Genomic DNA, 13,407 nt, shown 5'->3' on the forward strand with positions numbered 1-13,407 from the left:
AGCGCAATCAGAACCGATCGCGTGCGCCCTGGTGGGAGGTTTGGTGCTCGGCCTTTCGCTGGGGCGCATCTATGTCGGCTACCGTTAACGCTCATCCGAAGCAGGGTAGGCTAGTGGCGCGGTGTTGCAACCGGCATCGCACACACCCTGTCTGGAGTCTGGAAGAGGCACCAGTCAGGGCGTTCGCGTTCCAACGGTATGCAATTTTGCCTGGCTGGTGCGAGTTTTGCTCCCATGTGCTTCCGGTGACAAGTTTCAGATCACCTTTCATGGCAGGGGTATCAGACGAGCGACGGCCTTGCCGTCAGGCGCAGGGAAGTGTCTCCACGGCTCACCTTCGGGTGATCGAAGTTCAGGTTTCCCAGCCTCCACGACTGCAGCACCACTGAGTTCTCCCCGACCGCTTTAGGTTTCACCCCGCCCTCGATAGCGCGTTCGATGGTCAGGGCCTTGCCGCTCCAGTCGAGCAGGAGACGATCTTCCGGACCCAAGCCAGCCTGGTCCCATAACTCTCGTGGCAGTCTGATGATTGTGTAGAACCGGTCCGAACGCTTGGCATCGGGTATCGACTTGACCACAACTGGCGCAGAGCCTGCCTTTGACGCGGGTACCGGGTTCCTCTTGGAGCGTCGGCTCTGCTTAGCCGGCGTCCTAGTCTCGGCCGCTATTGGTGCAGATTCAGCGTCCGGACCAGCCGCTTGGTCCAAGCCTTGCAGAAGGTTAAGCTGCAGTGCCGGCGGCTCCTCAGCCCCTGTTTCTTTGGCTGATGGCTTCGTGGCCCCACTGGCAGGGATGGAAACAGTCGGGATGCCTTGGATCGCGCTGGCAACTTCCCGCAGGCTTCTGGAGATCCCCTCTGCCGACTGCACCATCAGCGGCGTCAGACGAGCAATGGCCTCGATCTGCTGAGTGCCAAGAGAGACCAGTTTTCCCATCTGCTCCGCCATGAGCTCCATGGCTGAGCGAAGGCCTTTCAACTCGGCGGCCATTCCCGTCAGGGCTTGTTCGACCTCGCGTGACAGGGCAGAGGCTGGTGTGATCTGCTGGGGCACGTCCGCAGCTGGTGGGCGAGGGGCCTGCACCGGCTTGGGGCGAAACACCTCCTCGGCGAGCGCGTCAGGCTTGCCCAGGTGGCGCGCCAGGATATCAGCGGTGTCTCGGGACCGCTTGTCCGCAACTGGTGTCGGGCGATCTGGATGGTTCGCAGCTGCTGGTGACCTGTGGTGCCGAACTTCGGTGCGCTGGCGAGGCGGCTGAGCCCTGTGGGGGTTCACCAGGCAAGTCGAACACAGGTCATGGGCGCGATCGCGGGCGAGAAGCCAGCCGCGATCCTTGAAGTGGCCTCTGACGGCGTCATCGCTGGTCGGCCTGGACGCTTCGTAGGTGTCGGTATTGGCACAGCCCGAGCAGCGGACGGTAAAGCGGAACTTGGAGGGAGCGCCGCCACTGCGGGTAATCTGCGGCTCGAACTGACGTGCGATGCCGGGCATCTGGCAAATCCTGATCGTTGAAAATGAATTTCAGGCGGGGAGACGCAGCGTCATCGCTCCACACAGAAACAAACGTTAAGGGATGGGCACGAATTAACATCCCTTCCGCCAAATGCCAACCAAAGGTAGTCCAGCGGTTCATTGGTGCTTTCTCGGGCGCGAAAAAGATCATGCCGCTTGCTAATTAATGCTAGCAATGGGAAAAGGTGCTCGCTAGCAAGACCTCTTGGCTCGATGATTTTTCCGTCTAGGGAGCGGTGAGTTTCCGCACGTCAATTCGACGTCCGACAGCCGGAACGCGTATCTCGAAATGATCAGCCTGCGTGACATCGCGAATATTCGTGGGCCGATGCGCAACGATGTTGGTCCCTCCGTGGCGCCGCAAACTGTCGTAGATGATGCCAGCCTCACCTGCACGACGGATCGCTTCTCCTAATTGCTGCGAGGCCTCGTAGCGATCCGGCGCATAAACATCGGCGCGCTCTGTCTGTTGGCCGCGAATATCCAGGTAGACGCCGTTTAGCCGCGCTGAATAGCTTCGATAGACCCGTGTCAATTCCGGAAGGCTTCGTGCCGCCGCCTCGCGTTGGAGGTGATGTCCGACTTCCGCTGCCGCCGTTTCGATTTCGGTGGCCGCATACCAGGCTCCGAGTTCGGATGAGTTGAACCGCATGCCTGCGGGGCTGACGTGCAGGAACGCCGCCATCACGATGCTGGCGTTCGGCCGGCCATAAACCCATTCCTGTTGAGGAAGGCGGGCAATGCGGCTGGCGACCAGCCGGTCATTGGTCCACCCGACCAACTCCATGACCGCCGACAGATCGGCAGGCGTTGCCACTGTGTCAAACAGGCCAATGGGCGGAAACTGAGACGGGATCAGACGATAAGTCGGGTAAGGTGCTTCAGCGACGCTGGTCACGAAAAGTGAATTTCATAAGGGATGAAGTTTCGGTCTGCCGCATTGGGCTCCATGTAGAGGCCACCGCGGGCCGCATCGAGGAAGCGCCGTACGGTCAGGAGACTGTCCTGGGTGCCATCAATCATGAGTTCGATCGGCGGATGACCTCCGAACACCGTTGCCTGATGTGGCCCGCGAAGCCATGACAAGCCCTCCTGTTCTGTTGCGAAAAGGATTCGCAGCGCCTGGTAGATCCCGAGGACTGCTGAGATCCGGGTCAGAACATCGGCGTCTAGGGTGAACTCGACATGCTCACGGGCCTGTTTGGCCCACTTGTGATAGGTGGAACGCGGTGGATACCCGAGAATCCGGAGGCGCTCTTGTTCGGTTAAGGCCCATAGGTCGGCAATCGCCAGGAAGGTACGCATGCCGGGAGCGCTCAGGCGCCTGCGATTGGCGGGCTCAAAGCGCGCTTGCTCCAGGCGAGGGAGATCCTGTGAGGCAGCTTCCGTTTGGTTCTTGAGAGGCTGTGCCATGGCGTTACCATTGTGTCTAGATATAGACTATATCTCCTTCAGGACATAATGCAATCTCGGCGCGGAAGTTCATCATTGTGTGGAATCAAGCCGAAGTGCGACAGTTGGTGCGCCATCGGTTCCCGGTCGGTCAGGGACTGCCGGGGCGGAGCTGGTCTGGGTTGCACAGCCCCGGCAGTCTCGGATCCAGAGAGCTCATCAGGACCTCTTGGGGCGTGCGATAGCCCAGGCATTTGCGTGGGGTCGAGTTGAGCCGGTCACAGATCTCAAGCAGAGCCTGCTCAGGCAAAGCGGCAATGGCCGTGTCCCGTGAAAGGTAGCGCCGGACCCGGCCATTGGTGTTCTCCACCGAACCCTTCTGCCAGGGGGCCTGCGCCTTGCAGAAGTAGCTGTCCATGCCGAGCTGCTGCTTGAGCAACGGGTAATAAGCAAACTCTGTCCCGCGATCGAAAGTGATCGACAGACGCGCCGTTTCCGGCAGGACTTTCAGCTTCTCGATCACGCCAGTCATGACCCCAGTTGAGTTGCGATCCGGGTTGCGGGTCAGGATCGTGTAGCGGCTTTGGCGCTCAATCAGTGACGTGAGGTTGTGCTTGCCCAGATCCTTACGGAACATCATCAGATCGCCTTCCCAGTGACCAAAGCTCGTGCGGTCGGCGATCTCTGCCGGACGCTGCTCGATGGTATTGCCCGCCGGAATGAAGAGCCCGCGAGGTTTACGCTGGTAGCGCGCTCGCCGCCGGCGCCGCGCCAAGGGCAGATCCTGGTACAGCCCGAGCTTTTGCCCTTGAGGGCTGTAGACGAACCGGTAGATCGTCTCATGCGACAGCCGTTCAGGCGCCCCGGATGTCCGCAGCCGGCCAGCGATCTGCTCTGGCGACCATCCAGCTTTGAGGCGGTCCATGACGTAGACCGCCAGCACCGGTTTGCGGGAGAGTTTGCTCAGACTCTGACGCCGGGCTCGCGCCTGCATGTCGGCGGCCACATGGAAATAGCCGCGATACAACGGCTCCTCATCGTGAACCCAGTTCCGCTTGATCTCGCGGTAGATGGTCGATCGGTGCCGCTGCAGGCGTTCAGCGATCACACGGATCGGGACCTCGGCTGCGTGCATGCGGGCGATCTCGCGCCGGTCAGCCAGGCTCAGGTGGATGTAGGGCAGGGTCATTCGGCCTCCGAGTGCAAACCCTTGTTTGTAACGGAATTCGCACTTCAGAATAGAATCTACCGATATAGTATAACTGTCATTGCAAGATAGAAATGTCGCAATCGGCGCCAAATAGAAATGTCAGTGAAGTATAGGATGAGTCATATGGCGCCGGCGCGTTGTTTGATCCCTGCGGAGCTGGTCAGGGTTGCAGGGCAGGGATCAAACAACATCCAAATTATACCATCAAAGCGAATTGGAAGCGCCTCAAAATACCATTAAGTTCGGATCTATCCAAGAGAATGGCTGCACTCAGCTGACCTTGAACATGTGGCGATCGGCCTGGCCACGCCGGCGAGGCGCTTTGGCCGAGCGCTGCTCGTCCCGCTCCTGCTGAAGTTGCGCAACATACGCCAGAACAGGCCCCAAGCGCTTGTTCTCGACGATCGCGGCCTGGGTGACCCGCTGGAGCTTGTCATAGGTGCGGTAAGGCAGATCGATGCCCTTGTGGCGGATCGCCAGCCGCCCGTCCGGATAGTCGATGACCGTCACACGCTGCCGGGCCAGCGGACGTGTCATCTCATTGGGCTCGAGCAGGAACATCACCTTGTCGTACTGGAGCGTGAGGTTGTGTGTGACCGTACGTTCCTCCTTCCAGGCAAAGATGTCTTCCAGCACCATGTCCTGCGCGACAGACCGATGTGCATTCGAGTTACTGAATGGCGCTTTGGCAAAGCGCTGGTTGTGATCAGCCAGGAACCCCGGCAGGAAGGCATTGGCTGCCGCGATCGTAGAGATCCCTTGCAGCCGCATCTCCTTGACTAAGCGATCCTGCAGCGTGCCGAACGAGCGCTCGATGCGGCCCTTGGCCGGGGCCGTGTTGGCGCAGATGATGTCAATGTTGAGCTCATGCATGGCCCGTCCGAACTGGGTCATGCCGTCACCGCCTTCAGCCTCTGTCTTACTGACCCGGAAGATGGCGTGCTTGTCCGAGTAGAAGGCGATCGGGCGGCCATGGGCTGTGACGTATTTATGCGTCTCGCGCAGGTAATCGAAGGTGGATTCGGAGGACACGAAAGCCGCATGCAGGAGCTGGCTGGTGGCATCGTCGATATAGGCCAGCAGCGTGCATTGTGGCCCACGGTTCTCGAACCACCAGTGCTTGGAGCCGTCGATCTGGATCAGTTCGCCCATGCGCTCCCGGCGATTGCGCGGTTGGTGCACGGAAGGAAGTCGCCGACGGCGATCCAGCCACAAACCGTCTTCCATCATCCACTTGCGCAGGGTCTCCCGGCCGACGCGCAGATCATGACGCTCGGCCAGCTTCTCGGCAGCCAGCGTCGGTCCGAAATCCGCGTAATGCACGCGCACCAGGCTCATCGTGATCTCCCGCAGAGCCGGATGCAGACGCCGGTTGCTCACTCGGCCGCGTTTGCGGGACGCCAGTCCAGCAGCGCCATCGTGCCGGAAACGTCCCAGCAACCGCCAGACCTGCCGCTCCGTCAGGCGCAGCATATTGGCGGCTTGGCGAGCGGTGAGGCGGCTTTCCGCCAGATCCATGATGATTGTCAGTCGGTTTAACTCTGCCGTGCTCATACTCACTACCGTCATCACCCGCCGTGTCCTCATGATCCTTTGTTACGATCATACGGACTGACATCTCTAAATGGCAGGGCACTGACATTTGTATATGGCAGCTACAAATAAAATTCGCATAATAAGGCTTTTGACAAGAAGTCGTCCGGTGACTGGAGAGCGGCAGTATGGATCCGCCTCGTCTGCAAATTCCTCGGCTACCCGCTGACCGGCATCCGATGCGTTGGGATCAAGGTTGTTGAGGCCTATAGGACCAGATTTGAAATGGAACGCCCTTCCCTCGCCTCGGGCTCGGCCTGTGGATGACAGGCGGTGTACCGCTCACACGGCAGAGGGAAAGCGACCTACCGATCCGGCACGACCGCGCGGGAGCCCGCCTGCCTCAAGGTATGGGTGAGCGCATCGGTCATCTGTCCCAGCACCTCGCGGTTCACGTTCTCCGCCGTGTCGCAGGCCTTGTGGTAGCAGGGATCGAAGGGCTTGCCGGCGGTTCCGCCGAACCCGACGGCGTGGTCTTCGCTCTTGGTTCTGCCGGCGCCGGTGAAGAGGCCAAGCGTCGGGATTCCTCTGGCCGCGAAGGCCGCATCGTCGGAGCCGTAGCCGCGTTCGTTCCGGGTCCGCTCCTCCACGGCGAGATTTCGGGCGGCGAAGTAGTCCGCGAAGGATTGGGCGAGGCCGGCCGTGGCGCTCGTGCGGCCCCCCGGCTGGGTCATCTGGATGAAACGCCCGAAATTGGGCGAGCCCACCATGTCCAGGTTGATGTAGAGGCCAATGCGGCGGCGGTCGTTCTCGGACAGCGCATTCAGGTGATGCCGCGCGCCGACGAGGCCGCGCTCCTCCGCGCCCCAGAAGGCGAAGCGAATGGGCGGGTCAGGCTGAGGCTCCTTGGCGAGGCGCAGGGCCGTTTCCAGAACGGCCGCCGAGCCGCTGGCATTGTCGTTCATGCCGGGCCCTTCGGACACGCCGTCAAGATGGGCCCCGACGACGATGGCAGCGCCGTTCGCCTCGCCACGCTCGGCGATGACGTTGCGGGTCGAGCGGGTGCCCGTCTCGACCTCGACCGCCAGGCGCACCCGGTTGCGTGCGGGATTGCGGGAGGCCTCCGCGAGCCGTCGGCCCACCTCCGTGGTCACGCCGAGGACCGGGATCGTCGCCAGCGTCTCCAAGCGGCCGCCGAAGATCCCGGTCTGGTCGCCCGTTCCCTGATTCATGATGATGAGGCCTGCGGCCCCGGCGGCTTTTGCCTGCTCGGCCTTGGCCTGGAATGGGCAGGTCCCACGCCGCACGAGGGCGATGTTGCCCGGCGTGAACCCGGCAAAGTCCTCGCGCTCGCAGCCGCTGGTGGAGGCCTGTAGGGGCTCATTCTCCAAGCCGAGATCGACGCTTTGGACGGGTGCCGTCACGGCGCCGGAGCCCGAGTTCATCAGCGTGCGCAGGGCCTCCCGGGGAGGTACGAAGGAATCCGACCCGTCCGCTCCCGAGACAAGAACCGGCCGCTTGCGCTCCTCGAAGAACGGAAAGGTGAATTCCTCGAACCGCACGATGTAGCCGGCGGCACGAAGCTGGTCGGCCACATACTCGGCGGATCGATCATAGCCGGGGGTACCGGCCGCGCGGTTGCCTCGGTTGGCCGTTGCGATGTCCTGCAGTGCCTGCACGTGGCGAAACGGATCGGTTTCAGCGTCAGTTGCGGGCAAGCCGACGTCGGCGCGCGAGACGACGGTTCCCGTTAGCAGGAAAGCGGTGGCGAAGGCCGCTCGACAGGTGTTCGGGAGCAAACGGGGCACGCGGTTCTCATGTCCGAGCCGCACGGATTGGTGCGTCCAAGGGAGATCGGCCTTCCATGCCCGGCCACAAGTGCGGCAGGCTGTACGCTCACACAGACGTGAGAGATGAGCGGCGGCTACACGCGCAGATCCAAGGAGACGCTCTCGGTCCTGATCCACCTCCTTTCAGAAGGGAATCACACTCCAGCCCGGGCGAAACCTCTTGAATCTGTCTTTCAGTCCGATGCTCTAGAAGTAGACAATATGGGCTGCGTGGGAGACGGACACTCCTCCAGCTTGAGGGTAATTATAAGCGTATCCAGACATGCCAAGTCGATCAGGCTACCTTCCAATTAAAGCTGTGGCCTACACTCCGAGGTGAAACTGATGCCATCCGAAACACAGGCCCTCACAGCTGCAGGGCTCGCCCGGAAGACGGAACTGGTTGCAATGGCTGGTGGCCTGTACACGCTTCCGGAGGTTGCATCACTCCTCAATGTTTCTGAGGAAGCAGTCGAGGATCAACACAAAGCAGGAGCTCTGATCGCGGTACGAAGTGGAGGCAGATACGGCTACCCGGCCTGCCAGTTCAAATCCGATGGGATTGTCGAAGGTCTTGCTGCCATCCTGGAGGCAATGCCACTCCGATCTGACTGGATGCGTCTCGAATGGCTCTTAGTCTCAGATGATGCCCTCGATGGGCGTGCCCCACTTGAAGCTCTCAAGGAAGGGCGCCTCAGGGCCGTCATGGACATTGCACGAGGCTGTGGGGCCGAGTGACGTTGTGTCCTTACGAGGAAAACTCTGAGACGGCTTCTGATATGGCCTGCTTGACGGCGTCCTTGAATGCCGCCGTCCACCCATGGCTACCGAAAACAGCCTCCTGAGCTGACTCCTGTTCTGCATTCATGGGTGTACTCCGTGCTCAATCTGGACAAGAAGCCGGAGGACTCGGTCCGTCTTACCCTGAGTTACCAGGTCCAGAGGTGTGGCCTGCAGCACCTGATTAGGTCGAATTACCAGCTCAGGCCCCGCTCACCGAAGACCTCTTGTGCCCTCCCGATGACCGTGGCGATCTCCGGTCCAGCGCCTTTGAGGGACTTGATCTGCTCGATTTGCCCTTCGAGGCGGGCAATCGCTTGGTCAACTAAGTCGGTGTTCGCTGCGGTGTAGGGCTCGAAATCCACGTCCATTTCAATGGGTGGGATATGGTCTTCGCCACGAAGGAACTTCAGGAGTACGAACTGGCCTGCCTCGGTCACCAAGAGCTCGTCCGGCGAACGCCCGCCGAACCACAGGTGAGGTCTCTTCAGGAAGTCCTCAGGGTCATCGTAAAGATCTGCAATGAGAGTGCGGATCTCGTCGGCCATCTGTGTCATGGATGGAAGTCTAGCATCACACCTAATCCCGGCCAATTCTGTCGGGGGTCGCGATTGTAACCGAGCTGATGTGAACGATACTGTCCGTCGTGTGGTATGGAGTTCTCTGTCGAGCGGTCATGGCCTCCACCAAGTCTCACCGGGCCATCATGACGGTAATCAGACGCCACTGGACGATCCATGCACTCTGGCGGTTCCGCGAGCACTACAATCTTGACGATGATGATCCTGACTCCTTGATCGACCTCGCCGATCGAATGGAGCTCAAGGACCGACCGCTCATGATGGTTCTCGAGCTCAGCCGAGAATTCGGGTCACAGCAGGTGGTTTGCGGATTTTGACAAGAAGTCGGTAACCGGTGCTGTGGCAGGATCCTCCCACAGGAGGATCTCATGCGGACCAATCAGCGGCTGGCCCAGCTCTGGCTCGACGCCCTGGCCAGCGAACTCGGGGCCTCGGCGGGCACCCTCGCCACCTACACCGACGATCTGAACTGCTATCTTTCGTGGCTGGAGGAGAACAGCTTCGGCCTGGACGAGGTCGGCCTGGAGCAGATCCGGGACTACGTCGCCGCTCTCGATGAGCGCGACTACGCGGGCTCGACCATCGCCCGCAGGATCACGGTGGCGCGCGGCTTGCACAAGTTCCTGATCGCCGAGGAGCTCGGCTCGCGCGATCCCACCGCCCATCTGGCGGCTATGAAGCGGTCGCGCAAGCTGCCCTTCGTCCTCTCCATTGCCGAGACCGAAGCGCTCCTGGAGACGGCCCACAAGCTTGCGGCGGATCCCTCGGTGGGTCTCTACCGGCAGGCCGGCTATGCCCGGCGAGCTGCCCTGTTCGAGACGCTCTATGCCTCCGGCATGCGCATCAGCGAAGCCCTGTCCCTGCCATCCGACGCTGCGCCTGCGGGCACCTGCATGCTGCTGGTGCGCGGCAAGGGCGACAAGCAGCGCCTCGTGCCGCTGCATGAGCGGGCGATCGCGGCCCTTGCCCTCTGGCAACGGCTGGCGGGGGCCTATTCCGGTGGAGCGCCCTCCCCCTGGCTGTTCCATTCGGTGCGCAATGGCGCCAGGGCGCTCACGCGCCAGGCGGCCCTGCTCGAAATCAAGGAGGCGGCGGTGGCCGCAGGGCTCTCCAGCCCCGAGCGAGTGTCGCCGCATGTGCTGCGGCATGCCTTTGCCACCCACATGCATTCCGGCGGCACGGACCTGCGTGTGCTGCAGGAGCTGCTCGGCCATGCCGGCATCGAGACCACCCAGATCTACACCCATCTCGATCCCTCCCGCCTCCACCACATGGTCCGCGACCTCCACCCGCTTAATGTGGAGAGCACGTCAGCGGCCTGAACAGCTGGAGCAATGCTTGCGACGGTCTCAGGAAGCAACTTTGATCGGCAGATCCGCAGCGATACACTGAGCTCAAAGGGCTCTTGTCCTGATGAAACGCAGTCACTGTACGCCAGATTGCCAGCGCTTCTCTTGCAGTCGTACCAGGATCGAATGACCATGCTCGGCAACCATTCCCTCTCCGGTCTGATGAAATGGCTTACACACGAGGAATGGCGCGAGCCGTTTGCGGACGTCCTGGACCTGCACCTCGGTCCAGCGTGCGAAGACTACGAGATGGACTTCGAAGAGATCGCCGAGGTGATCGGCGATCATGCGGCCATGACCCTGTGGGGCTGCGCCTTCGAGGACTTCCTGACCCAGTCGATCGAGCCGGACGGACGTAACATCATCGAGGACTATCTCAAGCGGCGTGGCTGGAAGGAGAGTGCCGGCAACCGACGCTACATGGAGGCGCTGCGGAACTCGTGCATGAGCCTGTACGAGGTCAGCGAGATCGTGCCCGGCCAATCCTTCCTGGCGCGGGATCTTCTGCGCGGCGGTGAGCCGATCCGGGTCCGCGAGCACTCTGCAACCAAGAGCCTCCAGCTCTGGGACAAGATCGCCGCCCGCATCGTTGCGGTCTCGGGCAAGAACGTCCTGGCCGGAGGCCTCCTGCCCTTCCGCCCGAGCGCCGCCACTCTGCTCATGGAAGAGCTCACGGCGGCTAGGAAGGAGGCCCGGCGCGAGTTCCGCAAGCTGACCAAGGAGGTCCAGCCGCCGCCCAGGTCCACCCGGGAAGATGGCCAAATCGCCGACCTCCTGTTCATGGCGACGGCTGCACCGATCTTCAGCAACATCTGGCTGGATGACGCCTTGGCCTGTGCCCTCGATCAGAGCCTGCCGACCATTCTCAACAGCGATGGCGACGAGGTGGTCTTCTGCCGCGTTCGCTTTCCCTTGCGCTCAGGAGGCGCAGCCGCTGAGATCCGGGAGCGCCTGCGCGCCGTTCCGGCATTCCAGGAGGAAAACGATGGCTTCTGGAACTGGATCGAGCGGCAGCCTGCCAAACGGAAATCCTCAGGCCAGCCGGCGAGCAGGTCCGTCCCACAGCAAGGCCCATCTGTGCGGGTGACGCTCGACACGGGCGACACGGTCCTGGGCAACATCGAGCTGACCGACAAGGCACTGGTGCTGGAGGCGAACTCCCGCGAGCGAGCCGAGCGTGGGACGGCCATCCTAGCTGACTTGGCTGGAACGCTGGTCGGGCCGTCTCTGACCGAGATCGAAACGCTTGAACAGGTCATGACCAGACGAGATGGGTCCACTCATCAGGACCAAGCCAGCGACCTCCCGGCCGAATTGCAGGCTGAACTCGTCCATGGTGCCTTGACCGACCACTACCGCAAGACCCTCGACGAGCCGATCCCGGCGCTCGGGGATCTGAGCCCACGGGCAGCAGCCCGAACCGCCGCAGGTCGGCGCAAGGTCGCCGACTGGTTGAAGCACATCGAAAACCAGACGAAGAGCGGACGCCAGTCGGACGATCCGATGGCCAGCTACGATTTCACTTGGCTCTGGCGGGATCTGGGCCTGGAAAAGCTCAGGCGATAAACCGTGTTCGTCAGCAGCGTTCGACAGCCGGCACGGTGGGATATATTAAGATGGTCTTTGGGACAGCTGCTCAGCGAGATGCGGGATGATCCGAGCCTCGTGCCATACCGCCGATAATGCCCTTGCGGTCGAGTTCGACGCGACGCCATGGTTTGTCGAGGCCGATCCACAGAGCATCCTCCATCTTGCTGATCAGGACTGGTCCAGCATCTGGATTGCCGATGCCCTTGAGACACATCCTGGCTATGAGGGTCTGCATCAGCTAGTCAACTATGCCGCCACCGGGCTGCGGGAGGAGTCGCTTGAGGATCCCACCTGGGATGCACTCGACTGCAGCGTCAGCCCGTCTGATGCTATGCACTGGCTGGTTGAGAACAGACCAGACATCGCGACACTAATCCAGGATCAACACAGGCCACGGTAATCCGCCGCAGCTGGGGCGGTCCATGCGTCTCTCCAGCTGAACAGTCAGTAGAACAAGATGGGCTTGTCACCTGGATGGAGAGGATCTCGAGCACGTCCTCCATCGTCACGATCTCACCACGTCACACCCAGGGTGTTTGTCACTGTGCTGCCCGTTCCCAGCTCTGATTGTCCTAGCATTGAGCATATTGATGCTGCCGGCAGCATTGCTTCGCCTGTGAGGTTATCTGATAGCACCAGACAGCGGATCCAGTTGACCAAGTCCGCCCCGCGTGTGTTTCACCAAGCTCAGACTGAGGCAATAATCCTGGCAGAAGGAATGAATAGGGATGAAGCCTCCCGACACGGAGATAAGACATATCGATGAGGCTGATGTTGGAAGCATGAGATCTTATGGCTACGGATGATGACTTGACGGTCCTTTACTGTACTGACAGCCTTCTGACGGGACAGCGCCACAACAAAGAACTCCAATAACATGATCAAGTCCGAACTAGTTCAGAAGCTCGCCGAGCACGATCCGCACTTGTGTCGACATGATTTCGAAGTAATCGTGGATGCCATCCTTCACGCCATTCGTGATGGGCTTGCCCGAGGCGACCGGGTTGAACTCCGTGGCTTCGGAACGTTTGCGGTGCGCAAGCATGCCGCTCGGATGGGTTGTAATCCGCGCACCAAAGAACCGGTTTCTGTTTCAGAAAAACTCGTGCCTGCCTTCAAGGCTGCCAAGGAGATGCATCAGCGTCTCAATCCCTCATCGCTAGGGCACCGAAACAGAACAGCATTCATGGCATCGAATGCTGCTGACATTGTCAGTCGCGTCGACGCTTAAGCGTCTGTTGCATCAACCGCAACAACAGCAAGCGCGAGCCATGACGCTGAGACTGTCAGTCTGCACCGCAAACGAGCTCCCAAGCCTGATAGCGCCTGCGCCCAGGGAACAGCGTGAAAGAAAGCCCTGCATTATTAGTCAAGCCAATCGATCATCGGCTGATTGATCAGGCAGATACCGCTTTCAGTGCGCCGGAAGTGCTTTGCCTCAAGATCCGGGTCCTTCCCTACGACAAGCCCTTGCGGAATGCGCACGCCACGGTTGACGATGACGTTGGACAGTCGGGTCGAAGGAGCAATCTCAACTCCGGGCAGCACCACCGCTTCCTCCAAATGGGCGCTGGAGTGAACACGGACTCCGGTAAAAACAGAAGTGTCCGCCGCAAGACTCATATGTCTCGG

General features: G+C 60.9%; 13 protein-coding genes and 1 pseudogene. 6 read left to right on the forward strand and 8 right to left on the reverse strand.

All coding sequences use genetic code 11. The features are described from left to right. Positions 1-281 precede the first annotated feature (281 nt). The 6 genes from JO965_RS36245 to JO965_RS36270 all read right to left on the reverse strand — a co-directional run bounded on the left by JO965_RS36245 (position 282) and on the right by JO965_RS36270 (position 7,454). Complete coding sequence (locus JO965_RS36245; protein WP_203445675.1) at positions 282-1,490, reverse strand: hypothetical protein; 1,209 nt, start codon at positions 1,488-1,490, stop codon at positions 282-284. A 247-nt stretch (positions 1,491-1,737) separates the two neighbouring features. Continuing rightward, positions 1,738-2,409 (reverse strand): RES family NAD+ phosphorylase, encoded by a 672-nt coding sequence (locus tag JO965_RS36250; protein ID WP_203445676.1) that lies wholly within the window; start codon positions 2,407-2,409, stop codon positions 1,738-1,740. After that, on the reverse strand, positions 2,406-2,924 hold the full coding sequence (locus JO965_RS36255) for an antitoxin Xre/MbcA/ParS toxin-binding domain-containing protein (protein ID WP_203445677.1): 519 nt from the start codon (positions 2,922-2,924) through the stop codon (positions 2,406-2,408). Before JO965_RS36255 ends, JO965_RS36250 begins: the two co-directional genes overlap by 4 nt. A gap of 130 nt (positions 2,925-3,054) precedes the next feature. Continuing rightward, the gene (locus JO965_RS36260) at positions 3,055-4,092 is read right to left on the reverse strand and encodes an IS30 family transposase (RefSeq protein ID WP_203445678.1); all 1,038 of its coding nucleotides are present in this window, start codon (positions 4,090-4,092) and stop codon (positions 3,055-3,057) included. A 291-nt stretch (positions 4,093-4,383) separates the two neighbouring features. Next, complete coding sequence (locus JO965_RS36265; protein WP_203439478.1) at positions 4,384-5,682, reverse strand: ISNCY family transposase; 1,299 nt, start codon at positions 5,680-5,682, stop codon at positions 4,384-4,386. Positions 5,683-6,011: 329 nt separating this feature from the next. After that, complete coding sequence (locus JO965_RS36270) at positions 6,012-7,454, reverse strand: M20/M25/M40 family metallo-hydrolase (protein WP_203445679.1); 1,443 nt, start codon at positions 7,452-7,454, stop codon at positions 6,012-6,014. Between the two features lie 366 nt (positions 7,455-7,820). On the opposite strand from JO965_RS36270, the gene JO965_RS36275 reads away from it, so the two are divergent. Continuing rightward, a complete protein-coding gene (locus JO965_RS36275) occupies positions 7,821-8,213 on the forward strand; it encodes a hypothetical protein (RefSeq protein WP_203445680.1) in 393 nt (130 codons plus the stop codon). A gap of 236 nt (positions 8,214-8,449) precedes the next feature. Here JO965_RS36275 and JO965_RS36285 read toward each other — a convergent pair whose 3' ends face one another. After that, positions 8,450-8,812 carry an antitoxin Xre/MbcA/ParS toxin-binding domain-containing protein gene (locus JO965_RS36285; protein WP_203445682.1) on the reverse strand — a complete coding sequence of 121 codons (363 nt, stop codon included), beginning with the start codon at positions 8,810-8,812 and terminating at the stop codon, positions 8,450-8,452. Between the two features lie 119 nt (positions 8,813-8,931). Between JO965_RS36285 and JO965_RS36290 the strand changes: the two genes are divergently transcribed. The 5 genes from JO965_RS36290 (at position 8,932) to JO965_RS36310 (ending at position 13,006) form a co-directional block, all read left to right on the forward strand. Next, positions 8,932-9,153 carry a hypothetical protein gene (locus JO965_RS36290; protein ID WP_203445683.1) on the forward strand — a complete coding sequence of 74 codons (222 nt, stop codon included), beginning with the start codon at positions 8,932-8,934 and terminating at the stop codon, positions 9,151-9,153. Between the two features lie 51 nt (positions 9,154-9,204). Next, complete coding sequence (locus JO965_RS36295; protein ID WP_203445684.1) at positions 9,205-10,158, forward strand: tyrosine recombinase; 954 nt, start codon at positions 9,205-9,207, stop codon at positions 10,156-10,158. A gap of 153 nt (positions 10,159-10,311) precedes the next feature. Further along, complete coding sequence (locus JO965_RS36300) at positions 10,312-11,751, forward strand: hypothetical protein (RefSeq protein WP_246777101.1); 1,440 nt, start codon at positions 10,312-10,314, stop codon at positions 11,749-11,751. Between the two features lie 85 nt (positions 11,752-11,836). Then, positions 11,837-12,175 carry a hypothetical protein gene (locus JO965_RS36305; RefSeq protein WP_203445685.1) on the forward strand — a complete coding sequence of 113 codons (339 nt, stop codon included), beginning with the start codon at positions 11,837-11,839 and terminating at the stop codon, positions 12,173-12,175. Positions 12,176-12,652: 477 nt separating this feature from the next. Next, entirely contained in the window at positions 12,653-13,006 is a 354-nt protein-coding gene (locus JO965_RS36310; RefSeq protein ID WP_203445686.1) for an HU family DNA-binding protein, read from the forward strand. A gap of 134 nt (positions 13,007-13,140) precedes the next feature. Here the strand turns inward: JO965_RS36310 and JO965_RS36315 are convergent. Further along, positions 13,141-13,374: pseudogene (locus JO965_RS36315) on the reverse strand (glucose-1-phosphate adenylyltransferase); the annotation flags it as partial. Between the last annotated feature and the right edge of the window lie 33 nt (positions 13,375-13,407).

The organism is Microvirga sp. VF16 (genome assembly GCF_016864375.1).
Taxonomy (GTDB): Bacteria; Pseudomonadota; Alphaproteobacteria; order Rhizobiales; family Beijerinckiaceae; genus Microvirga.

What these genes read in the sequence shown, in the direction of transcription:
- JO965_RS36305 (WP_203445685.1), top strand. Translation starts at nt 11,837, where the DNA reads ATGATCCGAGCCTCGTGCCATACCGCCGATAATGCCCTTGCGGTCGAG.
- JO965_RS36255 (WP_203445677.1), bottom strand. Translation starts at nt 2,924, where the DNA reads ATGGCACAGCCTCTCAAGAACCAAACGGAAGCTGCCTCACAGGATCTC.
- JO965_RS36295 (WP_203445684.1), top strand. Translation starts at nt 9,205, where the DNA reads ATGCGGACCAATCAGCGGCTGGCCCAGCTCTGGCTCGACGCCCTGGCC.
- JO965_RS36265 (WP_203439478.1), bottom strand. Translation starts at nt 5,682, where the DNA reads ATGACGGTAGTGAGTATGAGCACGGCAGAGTTAAACCGACTGACAATC.
- JO965_RS36275 (WP_203445680.1), top strand. Translation starts at nt 7,821, where the DNA reads ATGCCATCCGAAACACAGGCCCTCACAGCTGCAGGGCTCGCCCGGAAG.
- JO965_RS36310 (WP_203445686.1), top strand. Translation starts at nt 12,653, where the DNA reads ATGATCAAGTCCGAACTAGTTCAGAAGCTCGCCGAGCACGATCCGCAC.
- JO965_RS36245 (WP_203445675.1), bottom strand. Translation starts at nt 1,490, where the DNA reads ATGCCCGGCATCGCACGTCAGTTCGAGCCGCAGATTACCCGCAGTGGC.
- JO965_RS36260 (WP_203445678.1), bottom strand. Translation starts at nt 4,092, where the DNA reads ATGACCCTGCCCTACATCCACCTGAGCCTGGCTGACCGGCGCGAGATC.
- JO965_RS36290 (WP_203445683.1), top strand. Translation starts at nt 8,932, where the DNA reads ATGGCCTCCACCAAGTCTCACCGGGCCATCATGACGGTAATCAGACGC.
- JO965_RS36300 (WP_246777101.1), top strand. Translation starts at nt 10,312, where the DNA reads ATGACCATGCTCGGCAACCATTCCCTCTCCGGTCTGATGAAATGGCTT.
- JO965_RS36285 (WP_203445682.1), bottom strand. Translation starts at nt 8,812, where the DNA reads ATGACACAGATGGCCGACGAGATCCGCACTCTCATTGCAGATCTTTAC.